Origin of the sequence: Streptomyces auratus, assembly GCF_050433025.1 — a bacterium.
Taxonomy (GTDB): Bacteria; Actinomycetota; Actinomycetes; order Streptomycetales; family Streptomycetaceae; genus Streptomyces; species Streptomyces sioyaensis.
This window is the reverse complement of the sequence record NZ_JBNGCB010000001.1, coordinates 1,984,766-2,004,609: the sequence shown is the minus strand read 5'-3', so window position 1 is coordinate 2,004,609 and position 19,844 is coordinate 1,984,766. Positions and strand designations below refer to the sequence as shown.

Below are 19,844 nucleotides of genomic sequence, written 5' to 3'. Positions count from 1 at the left end.
TCTTGACCGATGATGCGTCACCCGTCGTGCTTCTGAACGGTTTTGGTCGCACACCTCACCGGCCGGCCCGCCGCGACCCGGCTCGCGTGCGCGCCCCCGGCGGTCCCGGCGCCGGCCCGGGACCGGCCCGGGGAATCTGCCGGATGCCCGGCGCCCCCGCCCCGGCGGCGTTCCGCGGCCGGCGCCGCACCGACCCGAGCAGCCAGCCGGGCCGGCCACCGTCCGCCGCCCCGCGCCCGCCGCATGGCGCGGGCACGCGGGGAGCGGGGACACTCGCCTCCATCACCACAAAGCCGCAGGTCAGGGCATTATCCGCGTCGGATGTCAGTGCGGGGTCGTACGGTGGATCCCATGCGGCCCGTATCAAAGATCGAACGCACGGTGGCGCCCTTCGAGGTCGTCAGCCCCTACCAGCCCAGCGGTGACCAGCCGACGGCCATCGCCGAGCTGGAGCAGCGCATCCGCGGGGGTGAAAAGGACGTCGTCCTGCTGGGCGCGACGGGCACCGGAAAGTCGGCGACCACCGCGTGGATGATCGAGAAGCTGCAGCGGCCGACGCTCGTCCTGGCGCCCAACAAGACCCTCGCGGCCCAGCTCGCCAACGAATTCCGCGAACTGCTGCCGAACAACGCCGTCGAGTACTTCGTCTCCTACTACGACTACTACCAGCCCGAGGCGTACGTCCCGCAGTCCGATACGTACATCGAGAAGGACTCCTCCATCAACGAGGAGGTCGAACGGCTGCGCCACTCCGCCACGAATTCGCTGCTCACCCGGCGTGATGTCGTCGTGGTCGCCTCGGTGTCCTGCATCTACGGCCTCGGTACACCGCAGGAGTACGTCGACCGGATGGTGCCGCTGAAGGTCGGCGACGAATTCGACCGCGACCAGCTGCTGCGCCGCTTCGTCGACATCCAGTACACCCGCAACGACGTGTCCTTCACCCGTGGCACCTTCCGGGTGCGCGGCGACACCATCGAGATCTTCCCGGTGTACGAAGAGCTGGCCGTGCGGATCGAGATGTTCGGCGACGAGATCGAGGCGCTGTCCACCCTCCATCCGCTCACCGGCGAGGTGATCAGCGACGACCAGGAGCTGTACATCTTCCCGGCCAGCCACTACATCGCGGGGCCCGAGCGCATGGAGCGGGCCATCGCCGGGATCGAGGCCGAGCTCGCGGACAGCCTCGCCACGCTGGAGAAGCAGGGCAAGCTGCTGGAGGCCCAGCGGCTGCGGATGCGCACCACGTACGACATCGAGATGATGCGTCAGATCGGTTCCTGCTCGGGCATCGAGAACTACTCCATGCACATGGACGGCCGCGAGCCCGGTTCCGCGCCCAACACCCTCATCGACTACTTCCCGGACGACTTCCTCCTGGTCATCGACGAGTCGCATGTCACGGTCCCGCAGATCGGCGCCATGTATGAAGGCGACGCCTCACGCAAGCGCACTCTCGTCGAGCACGGCTTCCGGCTGCCGTCGGCCATGGACAACCGGCCGCTGAAGTGGGAAGAGTTCCTCGAACGCATCGGGCAGACCGTGTATCTGTCCGCGACCCCGGGCCCGTACGAGCTGGCCCGCGGGGACGGCTTCGTCGAGCAGATCATTCGTCCGACCGGCCTGGTCGACCCGGAGGTGGTGGTCAAGCCCACCGAGGGACAGATCGACGACCTGGTGCACGAGATCCGTGCCCGCACGGACAAGGACGAGCGCGTCCTGGTCACCACCCTCACCAAGAAGATGGCCGAGGACCTCACCGACTACTTCCTCGAGCTCGGCATCCAGGTCCGCTATCTGCACAGCGACGTGGACACCCTGCGCCGTGTGGAGCTGCTGCGCGAGCTGCGATCGGGTGAGTACGACGTCCTGGTGGGCATCAACCTGCTGCGCGAGGGCCTCGACCTCCCCGAGGTCTCCCTGGTGGCCATTCTGGACGCCGACAAGGAGGGCTTCCTGCGGTCCGGTTCGGCGCTCATCCAGACCATCGGACGTGCGGCGCGCAATGTCTCCGGCCAGGTGCACATGTACGCCGACAAGGTCACCCGGGCGATGGAGAAGGCCATCGACGAGACCAACCGCCGCCGGGAGAAGCAGCTGGCGTACAACACGGCGAACGGCATCGACCCGCAGCCGCTCCGCAAGAAGATCGGCGACATCGTCGCCACCATCGCCCGGGAGGAGATCGACACCCAGGAGCTGCTGGGCTCGGGCTACCGGCAGGCCGCCGAGGCCAAGGACGCCAAGGGCAAGGCACCGGTCCCGGCGCTCGGTGCGAAGGGTGCGAAGGGCAAGGGCGGCAAGGGAACGGCGACGCTGACGGACCGTCCCGCCGCCGAACTGGCCGAGCTCATCGAGGAGATGACGGAGCGGATGCGGGCCGCCGCGGCCGAGCTGCAGTTCGAGGTCGCCGCCAGGCTCCGCGACGAGGTCGGCGAACTGAAGAAGGAGCTGCGGCAAATGAGGGAGGCCGGGGTGAAGTAAGGGGGCGGCATCGGCTGAGGGGGAGTGAGGACCGGGCGGTGCGCGGCCGGTCCGTCCGGAGGGGGCCGCATCCGCTGCGGTGCGGCATCACCCCAAGTGAACGGGGTGTGCCCAGCGGCTCCCGGTGTGTTGCAGAAACGCCACAAAAGGCGAGCCAGAGTCTCTCCCGGCACGCCGTCGTGCATAGGGTCGAAGGGGCCGCCGGAGAGGCTGGGCGGGACAGTACAGAGAGGGGACGGCGCGTGTCGGTCAATTTGTCCAAGGGGCAGGGCATCAGCCTGGAGAAGTCCGACGGCGGAAGCCTGACCGCGGTGCGGATGGGGCTGGGGTGGCGCTCGGCGCCGCGCCGCGGGCTCTTCGGGAGGCGGACCAGCGAGATCGACCTCGATGCCTCGGCCGTGCTGTTCGCCGAGAAGAAGCCCATAGATGTCGTCTTCTTCCAGCACCTGACCAGCGATGACGGCGCGGTCCGGCACACCGGCGACAACCTGGTCGGCGGTGCGGGCAAGGGCGGTGACGACGAGGCGATCCTGGTGGACCTGGCGCGGGTGCCGGTGCACATCGACCAGATCGTGTTCACCGTCAACTCCTTCACCGGCCAGACCTTCGCCGAGGTGCAGGACGCCTTCTGCCGCCTGGTGGACGAGACCACCGGCGAGGAGCTCGCCCGCTACACCCTCACGGGCGGCGGCGACTACACCGCACAGGTCATGTCCAAGGTGCACCGGGTGGGCGGCGGCTGGCAGATGACCGCCATCGGTGAGCCCTCCGTCGGCCGTACCTTCCAGGACCTCGTGCCGGCGATCCTGCCGCACCTGTAGCCACCACACCGCGGCAGCGCGCACCGGGCCGCGCCGCCGTCGGCTCCGGGCCCGCCGCCCGGTCGGCCCGGCGACGCGCCACGACAACCAGGGGGAACACCGATGACGGCCGAGCTGGTCCGGGGGCAGAACCATCCGCTGGACCGGACGCGGGTGGAGATCCGGGTGGCGGCGGGCGGTCCCGTCGTCGCGGGGGTCACGCTCGGCGACGCACAGGGCAGGCTCTCCGGCGTCGAGGCGGTGGCGCATCCGGGCGCACCCCGGCGCACCGGTATCGAGGTTCCCCGTCAGGCGGCCGCCGAGCACCGCATCGCGGTGGATCTCGACGCGCTGCCCGGGGCCGTCCACCGGGTCAGCGTGCTGCTGGCGCTGCCCAGCACCACCGGTGCGCTGACCACCTTCGGTGCGGCCGCCGCGCCCGCCGTCGCGGTGACCGGCCTCGACGGCACCGCCCTCGCGCGCTACACCCTCACCGGCCTGGACGCCGAGTCCGCCGTCGTCGCCGTGGAGCTCTACCGCAGGCAGGGCGCCTGGAAGGTGCGTGCCGTGGGCCAGGGCTACGCCGGCGGCCTCCCGGCGATGCTGCACGACCAGGGGCTGCCGCAGGCGGCCGAGCTGGCCGCGGAGATCGAGCAGGCGGTCGGCCAGGGGCAGGCCCGCGCGGTCCCCGCGCCCGCCCCCGTGGCGGCAGGCCGGTCCGAACGGCCCGTGACCGGCCCGGCCGCCCCGCCCACCGGGGGCCGGCCATCCTCCGTGCCCCGTACGGCATCTGACGACCCGGCAGCCCCGGCACCCGGCGCCGGACCCACAGCGGAGCCGACGGCCGCAGCCGACGCCGCGTCCGGGACCGGTGCCGCCTCGCCCGCCCCGCCCGCCGCCGGCCCCGTCGACTACCGGCACCCCCGGCGCCGCAGCACCCCCGCACCGCCGGACCCCGCTCCGTCCCCCGCGGCCACGCCGAGCGCTCCGGCCACCGTCCCCGCCGTGGCCGACGCCCCCGCGCAGCCGGTGGCCGGTGACGCCGCCGGCTGGAGCATGGAAGAGCGGCTCTACAACCAGGTCTGGGGCATGTTCGAGGACCTGGCCCGTTCGGTCGCCGCCTACCGCAGCGCCGCCGATTTCGCCGCGTCCCGTCTGGAGCAGGAGCTCGACGCGGCCCTGGCCGACCCGCGCAACCGCCTCGGTACGGCCGCCGATGTCGCCCGTGCCACCGCCCGCGACCGGCACGCCTCCCTCGTGACGCAGGCCCGGGCCGCGCTCGACCGCGACCTCGGCCAGCTGGTGGCCGAGTCGCAGGTCGTCGAGCCCGCGCTGCCGCCGGCCGTCGCCCGCTGGGACAGCCCCGTATGGCACAGCTACCAGGCGCCCCAGGAGCGGCCGATGGCGCTGCGCCTGGGCGATCTGCACCTCCCGGAGGTCCTGGACCTGCGCATCCCCATGCTCGTACGGCTCCCTCTGGAGCGCGGGCTGTGGATCGACAGCGGGCCCGCTGCCCTTGTCCACGGTGGCCCGGACCCGGAGCGCGAGGTCGGCCGCCGGGAGTTGGGCAGCGCGCTCACGGACGGCCCGCCCGACGAGGCCGAACTCGACCGTCTGGCCATGGAGACGGCCGTCGCGATCGCCGCCCGGCTGCTCGCCGTCCACCCGCCCGGTGACTTCGCGGTCCAGGTCATCGACCCGGCCGGTACCGCGGCGCCCGCGCTCGCGCCCCTGCTGGAGAGCGGTGCGCTGCCCGCCCTCCCGGTGCCCGGCGCCCAGGGGGTGGCCTCGGTCCTGGAGGGGCTGACGCGGCGGGTCGACCTGGTGCAGATGGCCGTCCGCCATCGCGCCGCGGATTGGCTGCCGCCGGACCTCGACCCCGCCGAGCAGCTGCTGATCGTGCACGACTTCCCGCACGGCTTCGACGACCGTGCCCTCACCCGGCTCCGCTATCTGGCCGACGAGGGGCCGGCCGTCGGGGTGCATCTCCTGATGGTCGCCGACCGCGCCCGGACCAGGGAGTACGGCCCCGTCCTGGACCCGCTGTGGCGCTCCCTGCTGCGGATCACGCCGGTCCCCGATGCCCACCTCGCCGACCCCTGGGTCGGCCATGCCTGGACGTATGAACCGCCGCTCGCCCCGGAGGGCAGTCAGGTGGTGCGCCAGGTGCTGGGGCAGCTGGCGGCCGCTCGCCGAACGCCCTGACCAGGCACTTTACCTTTCTCTTTACTATTCATTGGATTTCCTTTACTGTTCTTGGTGCGGAGGGGAGTATTCCCACGCGACGTACCCGTCATCACGGATTGCGAGTGTGACGAGATCCCGGGGCGTCGGTCCCGCCCCCCTCGGGCGGACGGGACGGAAGAGACCTCCGGCAGCGACGACGCTGTAAGTGCCGTACGACTCTGCCGGAGGAGCAGTGGACGTTTCCCTGAACCTGTGGGTGCTGACCATCCTTGGTCTGTGCGCCCTGATCGCCGCCGATTTCTTCATCGGCGGCCGCAAACCGCACGAGGTCTCCCTCAAGGAGGCCGGAATCTGGACCGGTGTCTGGATCGCGCTCGCCGCGCTCTTCGGCCTCGGGCTGCTGGTCTTCGGCGGCACCGCGCCCGCCGGGGAGTTCTTCGCGGGCTTCATCACCGAGAAGTCCCTGAGCGTGGACAACCTCTTCGTCTTCGTACTCATCATGGGGAAGTTCGCGGTTCCCGCGATCTACCAGCAGCGGGTGCTGATGGTGGGTGTGCTGATCGCGCTGGTGCTGCGAGCCGGCTTCATCGGCGCCGGTGCCGCGATCATCGCCAACTTCTCCTGGGTGTTCTACCTCTTCGGCGCGTTCCTCATCTGGACCGCGTGGAAGCTCATCAAGGAGGCGCGCGCCGAGGAGGAGGACGAGGAGTTCGAGGAGAACCGCTTCCTCAAGATGGTCGAGAAGCGCTTCCCCTCGACCGACAAGTACCACGGCACCAAGCTGTTCATCGTCGAGAACGGCAAGCGGCTGATGACGCCGATGCTGATCGTCATGCTGGCGATCGGCACCACCGACGTCCTCTTCGCGCTGGACTCCATACCGGCGATCTTCGGCCTCACCCAGGACCCGTACATCGTCTTCACCGCCAACGCCTTTGCCCTGATGGGTCTGCGGCAGCTGTACTTCCTGATCGGCGGGCTGCTGAAGAAGCTGGTCCACCTCTCGTACGGCCTGTCGATCATCCTGGGATTCATCGGGGTGAAGCTGGTGCTGCACGCGCTGCACGAGTCCGGGGTGGCCGTTCCGGAGATCAGTATTCCGGTCTCGCTGGGCGTCATCTGCGCCGTGCTGATCGTCACCACGATCACCAGCCTGCGCGCCTCGAAGAAGCAGGCCGCAGCCGAGACGGCGGCCAAGGAGGGCATCGACGCCTGAGGCCGTTCCCCGGCCCGTGAGGCAACGACGGCGCCCGGCCCACTCCGTGTGGAGCGAGCCGGGCGCCGTCCGTTCTCCCTACCAGCCGCGCTCGCGCCACTGCGCGAGCTGCGGCCGCTCCGCGCCGAGCGTGGTGTCGTTGCCGTGGCCCGGATAGACCCAGGTCTCGTCGGGCAGCCGGTCGAACAGCTTGCGCTGCACATCGTCGATCAGGCTGGCGAAGTTCTCAGCATTGCCGAAGGTGTTGCCGACGCCGCCGGGGAACAGGCAGTCCCCGGTGAACAGATGCGGGGCGCCGTGCGGGTCGTCGTAGACCAGCGCGATGCTGCCCGGTGTGTGCCCGACCAGATGACGCGCGGTCAGCTCGACCCGGCCGACGGTGAGGGTGTCGCCGTCCTCGACCGGCACGTCCGTGGGGACGGGGATGCCCTCGGCGTCGTACCGCCCCGCATACGTCCGTGCGCCGGTCGCCTCGACCACCTCCTGCAGCGCGCCCCAGTGGTCACCGTGCCGGTGCGTGGTGACCACGGAGGAGAGGCCGCTGTCACCGATCAGGGCGAGAAGCGTGTGCGGTTCGGCGGCCGCGTCGATCAGCATTTGCTCATCGGTCGCCCGGCACCGCAGCACATAGGCGTTGTTGTCCATCGGACCGACCGCGACCTTCGAGATCATCAGGTCGGTCAGCTCGTGCACGTCGGCCGGTCCGCCGACCTTCACTGCTCCGCTGTAGCCCATATGACCACTCTAGAGCGGCGGTACGGCGGGCAGCCCGGAGCCATGGCTGTCGAGTTTGCCGCCGTCACCGCGTCCGGTCAGCCAGCCGACCAGCGCGGTCGCCGGGCCCGTCACCACCACCGGTGCGGCCTCGCCGCCCGGCGTGGTGTCCCAGCGCCCGGTGCGCCACCGGCCGCCGTCATCGGCCCGCAGCTCCAGCGCGGGCAGATCCGGATGGCCGGCGAACTTGACCGTGCACAGAAAGGCCAGCTCGCCGGCGACGAACGCGGGCGACAGCTGTTCCACGGTGTGGCCGACGCCGAGGTCGACATGGTGCAGTTCGACCTCCGTCAGCCGGCGCATCGGCAGCCGGTCGGCCCGCTCGACGACGCCGTTGCGCATCTCGACCTCGAACGCCCGGCGCGCCTCGGGCAGCGCCTCCATCGCCGCGTCGAAGCGTGCCGCCGTCTCCTCCAAGTCGGCCAGATGCGCCGTCAGCGGGCGGGCGGCGCCCCGCTCGATATCGTCCTCGCGCGCCTGGGCACTGGCGTACATCGGCGTCCGGACGTCCGTCCGCGCCCAGGTCAGGAGGTTCCCCAGCGCGTCCGCGTTGCGTGCCAGATGGGCCAGGACATGGCCGCGGGTCCAGCCGTCGAGCAGCGACGGCTCGGCGATCGCCGCGTCGTCGAGCGTGCGCACCGAGTCCAGGAGCCGGCCGGTGGCCTCGCGGACGGCTGCCACATCGTGCGGGAAGTCGGGCAGGATGAGGGTCATGGTCCGACGCTAGCGCCGCCGGGGCGCGTGCGGGAGTCGGCCGGCGCCGATCGGGGCGTACGCGGGGGTGCGCCGGCCGGGGCGGGCGGCGCCCGGCAGCCGGGCCGGCGCCGCCCGCGACGGTCAGGCCGCCGTGGCGTCCGGCAGGCCGAACCAGCGCCGTAGCGCGGCCGCCAGCTCCTCGCCCGTGTCCGGCCCGCCGGGGGAGTCCGCGGCCCAGGCGGTGCAGCCGTCCGGCCGTACGAGAAGACCGGCCAGACCCGGCCGCCCGGGGCAGTCCGCGGTGAGCAGACGTATCCGGTCGCCGTATCCCGTGGCGCGCCTGTGCACCTCGCCGTCCCCGGTGAGGTCGAGCAACAGCCCTTGCCCGCCCCGCAGATGGTCCGCGAGCCGGGTGCCGTCGGAGAACTCCAGGTCGGGGGCGCTGCGGCCGGTCAGCGGATGGTCGCCGGGCAGGTCGTAGCGCTGCTGGACACCGGAGATCTTCTTGGCGAAGAACGTGGTGGCGGTGACCGTTCCCGCCAGTTCGGAGATCACCCCGCGCAGCGCCCGGGCGTGCGACTCCGGCCGCATCAGCGCCACTTGGGCCCGGGTCCACTCCAGCACCCATGCGCCCAGGGGGTGCCGCTCGGCCGTGTACGTGTCGAGCAGCCCCTCCGGTGCCCAGCCGCGCACCGTGGCGGCGAGCTTCCAGCCGAGGTTCATCGCGTCGCCGATGCCGAGGTTCAGCCCCTGGCCGCCGAACGGCGAGTGCACATGCGCCGCGTCACCGGCCAGCAGCACCCGCCCCGAGCGGTAATCGGGTACCTGACGCGCATTGTCCGTGAACCGGGTCGCCGTGAGCACCTTGTGGATCCGCACGTCCGGCACCCCGGACACCTTCCGCAGGGAGGCCTCCAACTCCTCGGCGGTGACAGGGGATTCGCGGTCCTCGGGCGGCCCGTCGAACTCCACGGTGAGGATCCGGCCGGGTATCGGGCCGTGGACGTACGTCCCGGTCTCCGTCCAGTTCCACCCGGCTCCCAGCGCCTCGGCGCCGGTCAGCTCCACCAGGGCCTGCCGGCCGGTGATCTCGGGCGCCGTGCCGGGGAACGGGAAACCGGCGAGCCGCCGGACCGTGCTGCGGCCGCCGTCGCAGCCCACCAGCCAGCCGGTACGCAGCGACCCGGCCGAGGTGTGCACCCGCACGCCGTCCTCACCGGCGTCGAATCCGGTCAGGGTCACCCCGCGGCGCAGGTCCACCCCGAGTTCGGCGGCGCGGGTGTTGAGCAGCCGTTCCAGCTCCTCCTGCGGTACGAGACCGACCTCGCCGGCGGGTCCGGGGGCGTCGAAGTCCGGGTCGGACTCGTCCAGCAGGTCGCCGCGCAGCATGATGCCCGCGAAATGCCCGGCGAACTTCGGAGGCTGCCGCACCGGGGAGGCGCCGGCGGCCTGGCGCGCGCGCACGAACGAGCTGAACTTCCCGAGGGCGGCGCGCTGTGCCTCGGCCAGGCCCGGCAGCATCCCGCGCCGGTAAAATGCCTCCGCGCTGGGGGAGTTGATCGCCCCCGCCTTGATCGTGGTGCTCACCTCGGTCAGCCGCTCCAGGACGACCACGGGGACACCGGCCAGTGCGAGTTCGCAGGCGAGCATCAGCCCCACCGGGCCGCCCCCTGCCACTACTACGTCTGCGTCATGTTCCATGGCTTGAGTGTAGTGACTAAAAAATTGTTGCGGCTAAAAATTAGCTAGAATTCCGGCCATGGCGGAAGAGGAGCGGCGCGGCGGTGCACGGACGACGGGCGAGGGGGAGGCCGGTGGCCGGCCGGGCGCGATCGGTGGCCGGCCGGGCGCGCCCGGTGGTCGGGCTGGTGAGACCGGCTTCACCGCCGAGGACGGGCGGCTGACGCTGCGCGAACGCAAGAAGCTGCGGACCCGGCAGCGAATCTCCGCCGAGGCCACGCTGCTCTTCATCGAGCGCGGCTTCGACCACGTCACGGTCGCCGAGGTGGCCCGCGCCGCCGAGGTGTCGACGATGACGGTCTTCAATTACTTCCCGCGCAAGGAGGATCTGTTCCTCGACCGGATCCCCGAGGCGCGGGAGCTGATCGTCCGTGCCGTCCGGGAGCGCGGCGCGGACGAGTCGCCGCTCGCCGCGCTGCGCGCGCTGGTGCTCGGCCTGCTGGCGGAGCGGCATCCGCTGGCCGTGGTGGGGGAGGGGTTCGAGCACTTCTGGCGCACGGTGCTGGACTCCCCGGCGCTGCGGGCGCGGGGCCGCGAGGCGGTCGAGGAGATGGAGGGCACCCTCGCCGCGCTGCTCGCGGAGGCCGCGGGCGGCGACGCCGGCCGGCCCGGTCAGGACGCCCGGCTGGCCGCGGCCCTGATCGTCGCGGGGGTCCGGGCGGCCTGTGCCGGCGCCCTGGCCCGGCAACTCGAGGGTGACCCGGTGGACGAGGTGGCCGTTGAGCAGGCGGAGGTGCTGCGGCGGACGTTCGATGCGCTGGAGCGGGCGCTGCCCGACGGCGCTTGAGGGGCGAGTTTCCGCAGCGTACGGGCGTGCGGGCGGGGCGGGAAGAGAGTGCGGCCGCCACACGTTCGGATGAAGAGGGCTTGCGGCCCCCTAAATCGAATGGGCGTGCTATAAGCTCGTGCGTGGCATCCCAAAGACAGTGCCGCGGCGGGCCCCATACCCTGGGGCGGGGGCTCCGCTCCGCTTCGTCGCCTCTGCTCACCCATCGCGCGGCGGACGCAGGGCCCGCGGCCCCCGCCCCCCTCCAAGAAAGGTGCCGACCGGCGTGGCCGACCGTCTCATCGTTCGTGGCGCTCGCGAGCACAACCTCAAGAATGTCTCGCTCGACCTTCCCCGCGACTCCCTCATCGTCTTCACGGGGCTCTCCGGGTCGGGCAAGTCCTCGCTCGCCTTCGACACGATCTTCGCCGAGGGGCAGCGGCGTTATGTCGAGTCGCTCTCCTCCTATGCCCGGCAGTTCCTCGGGCAGATGGACAAGCCCGATGTCGACTTCATCGAGGGCCTGTCCCCCGCGGTGTCGATCGACCAGAAGTCGACCTCGCGCAACCCGCGCTCGACGGTCGGCACGATCACCGAGGTCTACGACTACCTCCGCCTGCTCTTCGCCCGTATCGGCAAGCCGCACTGTCCCGAGTGCGGGCGGCCGATCGCCCGGCAGTCGCCGCAGGCCATCGTCGACAAGGTGCTCGAACTCCCCGAGGGCAGCCGCTTCCAGGTGCTCTCCCCGCTGGTGCGCGAGCGCAAGGGCGAATTCGTCGATCTCTTCTCCGACCTCCAGTCCAAGGGCTACAGCCGGGCTCGGGTCGACGGGGAGACGATCCAGCTCTCCGAGCCGCCGAAGCTGAAGAAGCAGGAGAAGCACACCATCGAGGTGGTCGTCGACCGCCTCACGGTCAAGGAGTCCGCCAAGCGGCGGCTGACCGACTCCGTCGAGACCGCCCTCGGCCTCTCCGGCGGCATGGTCATCCTCGACTTCGTCGACCTGGACGCGGACGACCCGCAGCGCGAGCGGATGTATTCGGAGCATCTGTACTGCGCCTACGACGACCTCTCCTTCGAGGAGCTGGAGCCCCGCTCCTTCTCCTTCAACTCGCCCTTCGGCGCCTGCCCGGAGTGCACGGGCATCGGCACGCGCATGGAGGTCGACCCCGAGCTGATCATCCCCGACGAGGACCGTTCCCTCGACGAGGGAGCGATCCACCCCTGGTCGCACGGCCACACCAAGGAGTACTTCGGCCGCCTGGTCGGCGCGCTGGCGGACGCCCTCGGATTCCGTACGGACATCCCCTGGGCCGGGCTGCCGGCTCGCGCCAAGAAGGCCCTGCTGAACGGCCACAAGACCCAGATCGAGGTGCGCTACCGCAACCGGTACGGCCGCCAGCGGGCCTACACCACCCCCTTCGAGGGTGCCGTGCCGTTCGTCAAGCGGCGGCACTCCGAGGCGGAGAGCGACAGCAGCCGGGAGCGCTTCGAGGGCTATATGCGCGAGGTGCCCTGCCCGACCTGTGAGGGCACCCGGCTCAAGCCGATCGTCCTCGCCGTCACGGTCCAGCAGCGGTCGATCGCCGAGGTCGCGGCCATGTCGATCAGCGACTGTGCCGACTTCCTGCGGGAGATGACGCTCGATGCGCGCGAGAAGAAGATCGCCGAGCGGGTCCTCAAGGAGGTCAACGAGCGGCTGAAGTTCCTGGTCGACGTCGGCCTGGACTACCTCTCGCTGAACCGCGCGGCAGGCACCCTCTCCGGCGGTGAGGCCCAGCGCATCCGCCTCGCCACCCAGATCGGCTCCGGCCTGGTGGGCGTGCTCTACGTCCTCGACGAGCCGTCGATCGGTCTGCACCAGCGCGACAACCACCGGCTGATCGAGACCCTGGTGCGGCTGCGCGACATGGGCAACACCCTGATCGTCGTGGAGCACGACGAGGACACCATCAAGGTCGCGGACTGGGTCGTGGACATCGGCCCCGGTGCGGGTGAGCACGGCGGCAAGGTCGTGCACAGCGGCCCGATGAAGCAGTTGCTGACCACCGAGGAGTCGATCACCGGTCAGTATCTGTCCGGCAAGAAGGCCATCGCGACACCGGACATCCGGCGGCCCGCCGACCCGGCGCGGCGGCTGACGGTGCACGGCGCGAAGGAGAACAACCTCCGTGACATCGACGTCTCCTTCCCGCTCGGGGTGTTCACCGCCGTCACCGGCGTCTCCGGCTCGGGCAAGTCGACGCTGGTCAACGACATCCTCTACACCCACCTCGCGCGCGAGCTGAACGGCGCCAAGTCGGTGCCGGGCCGGCACACCCGGGTGGCCGGCGACGACCTGGTGGACAAGGTCGTCCATGTCGACCAGTCGCCGATCGGCCGCACCCCACGCTCCAACCCGGCGACGTACACGGGCGTCTTCGATCATGTCCGCAAGCTCTTCGCGGAGACGATGGAGGCCAAGGTCCGCGGCTATCTGCCGGGGCGCTTCTCCTTCAACGTCAAGGGCGGCCGCTGCGAGAACTGCTCCGGCGACGGCACCATCAAGATCGAGATGAACTTCCTGCCGGACGTCTATGTGCCGTGCGAGGTCTGCCACGGGGCCCGCTACAACCGGGAGACGCTGGAGGTCCACTACAAGGGCAAGTCCATCGCCGAGGTGCTGGACATGCCCATCGAGGAGGCGCTGAGCTTCTTCGAGGCGGTGCCGACCATCGCCCGGCATCTCAAGACGCTCAACGAGGTCGGCCTCGGGTACGTCCGGCTCGGGCAGTCCGCGCCGACGCTCTCCGGCGGTGAGGCACAGCGCGTCAAGCTCGCCAGCGAGCTCCAGAAGCGCTCCACGGGCAGCACGGTCTATGTCCTCGACGAGCCGACCACCGGTCTGCACTTCGACGACATCAGCAAGCTGATCAATGTGCTGTCCGGTCTGGTCGACAAGGGCAACACGGTGATCGTCATCGAGCACAACCTCGATGTGATCAAGACCGCGGACTGGGTCGTCGACATGGGCCCCGAGGGCGGCAACGGCGGCGGTCTGGTCGTCGCCGAAGGCACCCCGGAGGGCGTCGCGTCGATCCCGGCCAGCCACACCGGCAAGTTCCTGCGGGAGATCCTCGGCGACCGCGTCAGCGATGCCGCGCCGGCGGGGGCGTCCGAGAAGAACCCGGTGGCCAAGAAGACCCCGGTGGCCAAGAAGACCGCGGCGAAGAAGGCCCCCGCCAAGACGGCTGCCGCCAAGAAGACCGTCGCCAAGAAGACCGCCGCCAAGACGACGACGGCGCGGGCCCGCCGGACCTGACGCCGACGGGCTGTTCCCGGCACGGACCGTTCGCGGCACGGGCCGTCACCGCTCCCCACAGGGGGGGCGGTGGCGGCTCGTCGTGGGTTACGGGGCGGCCCGCCCCCCCGGTGATCGCCCGCCCCGCCCGCTACGCCGCCAACTCCCTCGCGAACGGCGGTTCCGCGCCCGCGCGGGAGCAGGTGACGGCGGCCGCGCGGGCGGCGAAGCGCAGGATGTCGCGCCAGTCGTCGTCGCCGAGCGCGGTGACGGCGGCGTACGAGAGGGCGTCGTGGGCGTCCAGACGGTGCAGCAATGCGGCGTTGACCGTGTCACCGGCACCGATGGTGTCGACGACCTCGACCCGCTCGCCGGGGACCGTCAGCTCCCCGCCGCCCCGCGTCAGCACCGTCATACCGGCCCCGCCACGGGTGAGGACGATCGCCGCGGGCCCCGCGCCCAGCCATTCCTTCGCCGCCGCGGTGACCGCGTCCCACCCGCTGCCGCCCGCCGCGGCACCGGCCCCCGCCAGCCACAGGGCGTCCTCCTCCGACATCTTCAGGAGGGCGAGATCGGGGAGCCAGGTGCGAAAGCGGGCCCGGTAGGCGTCCGGGTCGGCGATCAGACCGGCCCGGATATTGGGGTCCAGCGCGGTGAACACCCCGCGCCGGGCCTCGCGGTGCAGCAGCGCCTCGTAGGCGCTGGCCCCCGGTTCCAGCACGAGCGAGCAGGTGCCCAGGGACAGCGCACGGACCGCGGCGGGCAGCGCCGGCGGCAGGGTGAAGAGCCGGTCGGCGGTGCCGTCGGCGTAGAAGCCGTAGCCCGCCGACCCGTCCGGGCTGATGTCGGCCACGGCGAGGGTGGTCGGCTCACTGCCGCGCTGCACCAGCGAGGTGTCCACGCCGCTGCTGTGCAGCCCGTGCAGCAGCGCCGCACCGAAGGCGTCGGTGGAGACCCGGGAGCAGAACGCGGCGGGCGACCCCAGCCGCCCCAGCGCGACCGCGGTGTTGTACGGGCCGCCGCCGCGCTGCGGCTGCAGCGCCGGAAGCCGGCCGTCCGGGGTGGCGGCGTCCCGCTCGCCCCGGCTGCTCGGGGAGGGCTCCTGCGGGCTGGGGACGAGGTCGATCAGTGCCTCGCCGGCGACGACGATCACGGGGTGCGGTTCCTTTCCTGGGCGGCCGGGGGCGCGGCCGGGGCGGGTTCGGCGCAGCCGCACGACGTACGGTGCACAAAGGCGCAGGGGAGGCGGACGGTGCGCGGCGGACGGTCCGGCTGCTCCAGCCGCTCCAGCAGCAGCCGGAGGGCCGCCGCCCCGATCTCCTTGCTGGGCTGGGCGATCACGGTCAGCCGGGGCGTGAACAGATCGGCCCACGAGAAGTCGTCGAAACAGGCCAGCGCGATATCGCGGGGCACCTCCAGGCCCAGCTCGCGCAGCGCCCGGAGCGCGCCGATGGTCATCGCGTTGTTGGCGGTGACGAGCGCGGTGGGCGGATCCGCCGCGGCGAGCAGCTGCCGGGTGGCGTCATGGGCGCCTGCCGCCTCGGAGTGGCCGCCGGCGAGGAGTTCGGGGGCGAACGGCAGCCCGCGGGCGCGCAGTCCCTCGTGGTAGCCCTGGACGCGCTCGGTGGTCGTGCTCAGCCCGGGGAGGCCGGCCACCAGACCGATCCGGGCGTGCCCCAAGTCGGCCAGATGCTCGACCAGTTGACGCACCGGCCCGGTGCTTTCGGCGCACACCTGGTCGTGGCCGTCGCCCACCAGCCGGTCCAGGAAGACGGTGGGCACCTGGCGCCGGGCCAGGTACTCCACCATCTCGGCGGGCTCCGCGGACGGCGCGACGATCATGCCGTCCACCCGCCGCTCGTGCAGCAGCTGGACGACCGTGCGCTCATGCCGCGGGTCGTCGTGCGGATCGGCGAGCAGCAGGCTGTAGCCGGCTTCCAGGGCACCGGCCTCGACGCCCTGGAGGATCTCGGTGAAGTACGGATTGCTGATCGCCGAGACCGCCAGGCCGATCGAGCGGGTGCGGGAGGTGACCAGGGAGCGGGCCAGGGTGTTGTGGGTGTAGCCGAGCGCGTCGATGGCGCCGAGTACCGCGGTACGGGTGTCCGGGCGCACCGGCCGCGTCCCGTTCAGCACATGCGAGACCGTGGCGACGGAGACCCCCGCGCGCCGCGCCACATCCGCCATCGTCGTCATCCGGCTCTTCCTTCCCGCGCGGGCCACCACGGCGGCGCCCCGGGCCGCGCTGGCACGGCCTCTTCCCGCGAAGCCCCCACACTACGAGGCTCCGCCCCAAACGTAAACGCTTGCGTAAGCGTTTACGTCCTGCGGCCTCGACGCTGCCCGGCCCCGCTCCGGACCCGGCCACGCCGCGCTGCTGCCCGTACCGCCCCTCCTGCTGCACCGACGCCCGGCCCGGCCGGAAGCGGCAGGGTCTGTGCCGGTATCGTCGTCAGCCGCCAGCCACTCACGCCGTCCCCTCTGGAGCAGCCATGAGCCCGTCCCCCGCCCGCCGCACCGTGCTGCGGGGGGCCGCGCTCGCCGGTGCCGCCGGCTGCGGACTGACCGCCTGCTCGCCGGGGGACTCGGGCGCGAACGCCTCGGCGGTGCCCGACCGGCCGGTCGAGCTCGGGGCCGCGGCCGAGGTGCCGGTCGGCGGCGCCAAGCTCTACCGCGAGGACCGTCTCGTGGTGTCGCAGCCCGCCAAGGGCACCTACAAGTGCTTCAGCGCCAAGTGCACCCACGCCGGCTGCATCCTGTCGGAGGTCGACAAGAAGGAGGGCAGCTGCCCCTGCCACGGCAGCCGCTTCGACGTCACCACCGGCAAGGTCCTCCAGGGGCCGGCGGCCGACCCGCTGCCCGAGGTGCCGGTCAAGGCCAAGGACGGCAAGCTGATCGCGGGCTGAGGCAGCGGCCCGCCGCCCCGGCCGCGGGGCTCACCCCCAGTCCCAGGCGATGCCCAGTATCCCGGGCCGTACCCCCTGCTCCACGAGGTGCACGGCGCGGTGCCGTCCGCTGAGCGTCAGTTCTTGCTGACCGCTGCGCGGAGCGCCCGGCGAGGTCTGGGCGAAGCGGCGGCAGCGCACCGGCAGCGCCGCCTCGTCGAAGCGGACCTGGAGTACGTACTGGCCGCCGGCGAAGCTGAAGCCGCGCAGGTACTCGGTGCTCGGGCCGCCGCTGCCGTCCTCGAAGGCGTAGCCGAAGACATGGGTGTCACCGGCCCGCAGCCGGGTGTCGAAGAGCAGCTCGGCGACCACCACCCCGGCCTCGGCGCTCCCGCGCACCCGGCCCAGCCGGCAGTTCTCCGCGGCCCGCACCCGGACGCGGGAGGGGTCGCAGCCGGCATCGCCGCGGTGGATGGCGACATAGCGGTCCACCCCGTCCCGGTGGGCGCGCACCACCTGGAGCGACTCCCGTTCCAGGAGCCGGCGCTCGGGCCCGATGCGGACCCGTTCGTGATGGCCCACGGTGTGCAGACCGCCGTCCGCGGGAGCCTCCAGCTCGGTGAACAGCTGCCGCAGCGCCTCGGCGGGCGCCACCAGGGAGCGGTATGTGCGGGCGGCCGGCCGCTCGGCCTCCGGGTGGCCGCCGCCCTCCGGCACCAGCAGCCGGTGCAGCGAGTGCGCGGGCAGCTCCAGGACCTCCTCCAGGGCGCGCACCGCCCGCAGCGACTCGGGGCGCTGCGGGCGCCGGGCGCCTTGCTGCCAGTAACTCAGGCTGGTCACCCCGATGGTGATGCCGCGCTCTGCGAGCTTGTGCTGGACGCGGGTGAGGGCGAGCCCGCGCTCGGTGAGCGCCGAGCGCAGTGCGAGATGGAACGGGCCGGTGCGCAGCAGCTGGGCCAGCTCGGCCGACCGGGGGGTGTCCTGTGCCATTGCCTCAATCCTCCGGCGTGAACGTTCACATCCGGATCGCCCGCTGCGCGCCGTACAGCCTGGTCACTGCAGCAAGCCGGGCACCGGCCGTTCACATCCGGGCCCGTCCGTCCACACCCCCATGTCACCTCGCATTGAAGCGTGTTGACCTGCCTGCGACAACACCCGATGCTGCTCAACAGCATCCGGATGCGCTCCTCTCACCCCCCTCACCCCCTTTTCGGGAGGAACGCCATGACTCGTGCACCCCACGCACGCGTTTCCCGCCGCAGATGGCTGTCGGCCGCGGCGCTCACCGCCGCCGCACTGACGGCGCTCACGGGCACGACCCCAGCCTCTGCCACCCCCCTCACGCCCCCGGCGCACGCCCTCACCGCCCGTAGTACGGCCGCCGCCCCGCTCGCCGCCAACAGACTCGGCATCTCCATGCAGGCCCAGGAGAACACCAACTGGTGCTGGGCGGGCTCCGGCAACACCATCGCGGCCTGGTACGGCCGGAACTACAGCCAGAACCAGTTCTGCAACGCCGCCTTCCAGCGCCAGCAGGGCACCTCCTGCCCCAACGACCAGGCCACCCTGGGCAATGTGCAGAACGCCTTCGCCTGGATGGGCATCAACTCCGGCTCCTACGTGAGCGGTTCGCTCGGCTACGGCACCGTACAGAGCGAGATCGACGCCGGCCGTCCGATGGAGACCCGCATCCAGTGGTCCTCCGGAGGTGGCCATATGCATGTGCTCTACGGCTATGACACGGAACGCAACTGGGTCTACTGGGGTGATCCCTGGGCGACCAACAATCGCTACAACTGGGGCGATTTCGACTACTACGTGAACGGCAGCTCCTTCTCCTGGACACACTCCCTCTACCGGATAGGAGCCTGAGGCCATGACGAAGCGCACCGCCGTCCGCACCGCCCTCCGCGCCGTCGCCACCGGGACGGTCGCGACCGCCCTCATGGGCCTCGCCCCGCACCCCGCACTGGCCGCAGCCGTCCCCGCGCCGCAGGCCCCGGCCCGCGCGAGCCTGACCGCCGCCCGTGCGGCGGCCACCGCCCCCGCGACCCTGCACACCCTCGCCCGGTTCTTCGCCGCCGAGCGGCAGCGCGGCGGCGCCGCCGCGACCGGGGCCGCACCGGCCGCCCCGCACATCGAGGGCGGCACCGTCCCCGTGTACGGCCTGTCACCGGACTTCGTCCGCGGCCGGCCGGCGGCCCCGGTAGCCCGGCTGGAGTTCCTCGCCACCAAGGCGGTGGCCGCCGACGGCCGCACGGCCTCGGTGTGGACCGCCTCGCAGGGCGGCTCCTGGAAGGTCGTCAATATCGCCGGCGGCGACGACGAGACCCGTTACACCGCGGCCGGGGCCGCCCGGGTACAGGGCGGCACGGTCTTCCACGAGCCGCAGATAGACGCCTGGTACGTCCAGCGCGGCGACCGGATCGAGCCACTGGACGCCGACGCCCGCAAGGCCGTCGGCGCGCACGGCACCACCGTCGCCGCCTACCGCACGCGGGTGGCGAAGGCCTACGGGGACAAGCTCCCGGGCTCCGCGTACGACAGGCGCGGGGAGGCCGGCGGCTACGGGCCGCCCGCCGCCGGGAAGCGTCCCCGGAAGGCGCCCGTGGAGGCCGGGGCGCTCACGGGCGGCTCCTTCCCGGTGACCGCGGCCTCGACCGTGGCGGCCGCCGCCGCACTGCTCGCCCTGGGGCTGTCCGCCACCGCGGCACTGCGCCGCCGGCACAGCCACTGAGCAGGCCGTCTCCCCGTTGCCGTACGGAGGGCGGCAGCGGGGGGACGGGGCGCGGAGCGCGGGACGGCCCGCCTGCACCCGGCGCACGGCGGCGCCTGATCCGCGACTCGTGCGACGGGGCATCCCGGCTGCCGCCCTCCGGGCCCCCGTACGGGCATTGACCGGCCGTCATGCCCCTGACGTGCCTTCCCGGCAGGAGCCGTCCCGGACGTCTCCTGGACGTTCCTCCCGGCGGGCGGGCGCCGGTCTGCCGCGTCGCGCGCCCTTGCCCTGGATCGG

At 72.0% G+C, this 19,844-nt stretch carries 15 protein-coding genes; 9 read left to right on the top strand and 6 right to left on the bottom strand.

The annotated features are described in order from the left end of the window. Positions 1–351: 351 nt before the first annotated feature. The 4 genes from uvrB to BKA18_RS08560 all read left to right on the top strand — a co-directional run bounded on the left by uvrB (position 352) and on the right by BKA18_RS08560 (position 6,687). Positions 352–2,484 carry an excinuclease ABC subunit UvrB gene (gene uvrB / locus BKA18_RS08575; protein WP_366046178.1) on the top strand — a complete coding sequence of 711 codons (2,133 nt, stop codon included), beginning with the start codon at positions 352–354 and terminating at the stop codon, positions 2,482–2,484. A 242-nt stretch (positions 2,485–2,726) separates the two neighbouring features. Next, positions 2,727–3,305, top strand: coding sequence for a TerD family protein (locus tag BKA18_RS08570; RefSeq protein ID WP_129250291.1), 579 nt, complete (start codon positions 2,727–2,729; stop codon positions 3,303–3,305). A gap of 102 nt (positions 3,306–3,407) precedes the next feature. Beyond that, positions 3,408–5,489, top strand: coding sequence for a TerD family protein (locus BKA18_RS08565; RefSeq protein WP_366046177.1), 2,082 nt, complete (start codon positions 3,408–3,410; stop codon positions 5,487–5,489). 214 nt (positions 5,490–5,703) lie between these two features. After that, a complete protein-coding gene (locus BKA18_RS08560; RefSeq protein WP_366046176.1) occupies positions 5,704–6,687 on the top strand; it encodes a TerC family protein in 984 nt (327 codons plus the stop codon). 78 nt (positions 6,688–6,765) lie between these two features. Here BKA18_RS08560 and BKA18_RS08555 read toward each other — a convergent pair whose 3' ends face one another. The 3 genes from BKA18_RS08555 to BKA18_RS08545 form a co-directional block, all read right to left on the bottom strand. Then, positions 6,766–7,422, bottom strand: coding sequence for an MBL fold metallo-hydrolase (locus BKA18_RS08555; protein WP_366046175.1), 657 nt, complete (start codon positions 7,420–7,422; stop codon positions 6,766–6,768). A gap of 9 nt (positions 7,423–7,431) precedes the next feature. Further along, the gene (locus tag BKA18_RS08550; protein WP_366046174.1) at positions 7,432–8,175 is read right to left on the bottom strand and encodes a maleylpyruvate isomerase family mycothiol-dependent enzyme; all 744 of its coding nucleotides are present in this window, start codon (positions 8,173–8,175) and stop codon (positions 7,432–7,434) included. Positions 8,176–8,298: 123 nt separating this feature from the next. Then, entirely contained in the window at positions 8,299–9,858 is a 1,560-nt protein-coding gene (locus BKA18_RS08545) for an FAD-dependent monooxygenase (protein WP_366046173.1), read from the bottom strand. A 58-nt stretch (positions 9,859–9,916) separates the two neighbouring features. Between BKA18_RS08545 and BKA18_RS08540 the strand changes: the two genes are divergently transcribed. Together BKA18_RS08540 and uvrA are read left to right on the top strand one after the other, a co-directional pair. Next, positions 9,917–10,684, top strand: coding sequence for a TetR/AcrR family transcriptional regulator (locus BKA18_RS08540; RefSeq protein WP_366046172.1), 768 nt, complete (start codon positions 9,917–9,919; stop codon positions 10,682–10,684). Positions 10,685–10,949: 265 nt separating this feature from the next. Continuing rightward, positions 10,950–13,964, top strand: coding sequence for an excinuclease ABC subunit UvrA (gene uvrA, locus BKA18_RS08535; protein ID WP_366046171.1), 3,015 nt, complete (start codon positions 10,950–10,952; stop codon positions 13,962–13,964). 130 nt (positions 13,965–14,094) lie between these two features. Here uvrA and BKA18_RS08530 read toward each other — a convergent pair whose 3' ends face one another. Both BKA18_RS08530 and BKA18_RS08525 read right to left on the bottom strand, forming a co-directional pair. After that, positions 14,095–15,096: a carbohydrate kinase family protein gene (locus BKA18_RS08530; protein WP_366046170.1), complete on the bottom strand. Its 1,002-nt coding sequence runs from the start codon at positions 15,094–15,096 to the stop codon at positions 14,095–14,097. Further along, positions 15,093–16,139, bottom strand: coding sequence for a LacI family DNA-binding transcriptional regulator (locus BKA18_RS08525; RefSeq protein WP_429638250.1), 1,047 nt, complete (start codon positions 16,137–16,139; stop codon positions 15,093–15,095). The genes BKA18_RS08530 and BKA18_RS08525 overlap by 4 nt, the downstream gene beginning before the upstream one ends. A 296-nt stretch (positions 16,140–16,435) precedes the next feature. On the opposite strand from BKA18_RS08525, the gene BKA18_RS08520 reads away from it, so the two are divergent. Then, the gene (locus tag BKA18_RS08520) at positions 16,436–16,849 is read left to right on the top strand and encodes a Rieske (2Fe-2S) protein (protein ID WP_366046169.1); all 414 of its coding nucleotides are present in this window, start codon (positions 16,436–16,438) and stop codon (positions 16,847–16,849) included. A gap of 30 nt (positions 16,850–16,879) precedes the next feature. Here the strand turns inward: BKA18_RS08520 and BKA18_RS08515 are convergent, their stop codons facing one another. Next, on the bottom strand, positions 16,880–17,818 hold the full coding sequence (locus BKA18_RS08515) for a hypothetical protein (RefSeq protein ID WP_366046168.1): 939 nt from the start codon (positions 17,816–17,818) through the stop codon (positions 16,880–16,882). A 234-nt stretch (positions 17,819–18,052) separates the two neighbouring features. Here BKA18_RS08515 and BKA18_RS08510 point away from each other — a divergent pair, with 234 nt between their 5' ends. Together BKA18_RS08510 and BKA18_RS08505 are read left to right on the top strand one after the other, a co-directional pair. After that, positions 18,053–18,700, top strand: a complete 648-nt coding sequence (locus tag BKA18_RS08510) for a papain-like cysteine protease family protein (RefSeq protein WP_366046167.1) — start codon at positions 18,053–18,055, stop codon at positions 18,698–18,700. Between the two features lie 4 nt (positions 18,701–18,704). After that, positions 18,705–19,565, top strand: coding sequence for a hypothetical protein (locus tag BKA18_RS08505; protein ID WP_366046166.1), 861 nt, complete (start codon positions 18,705–18,707; stop codon positions 19,563–19,565). Positions 19,566–19,844: the final 279 nt, after the last annotated feature.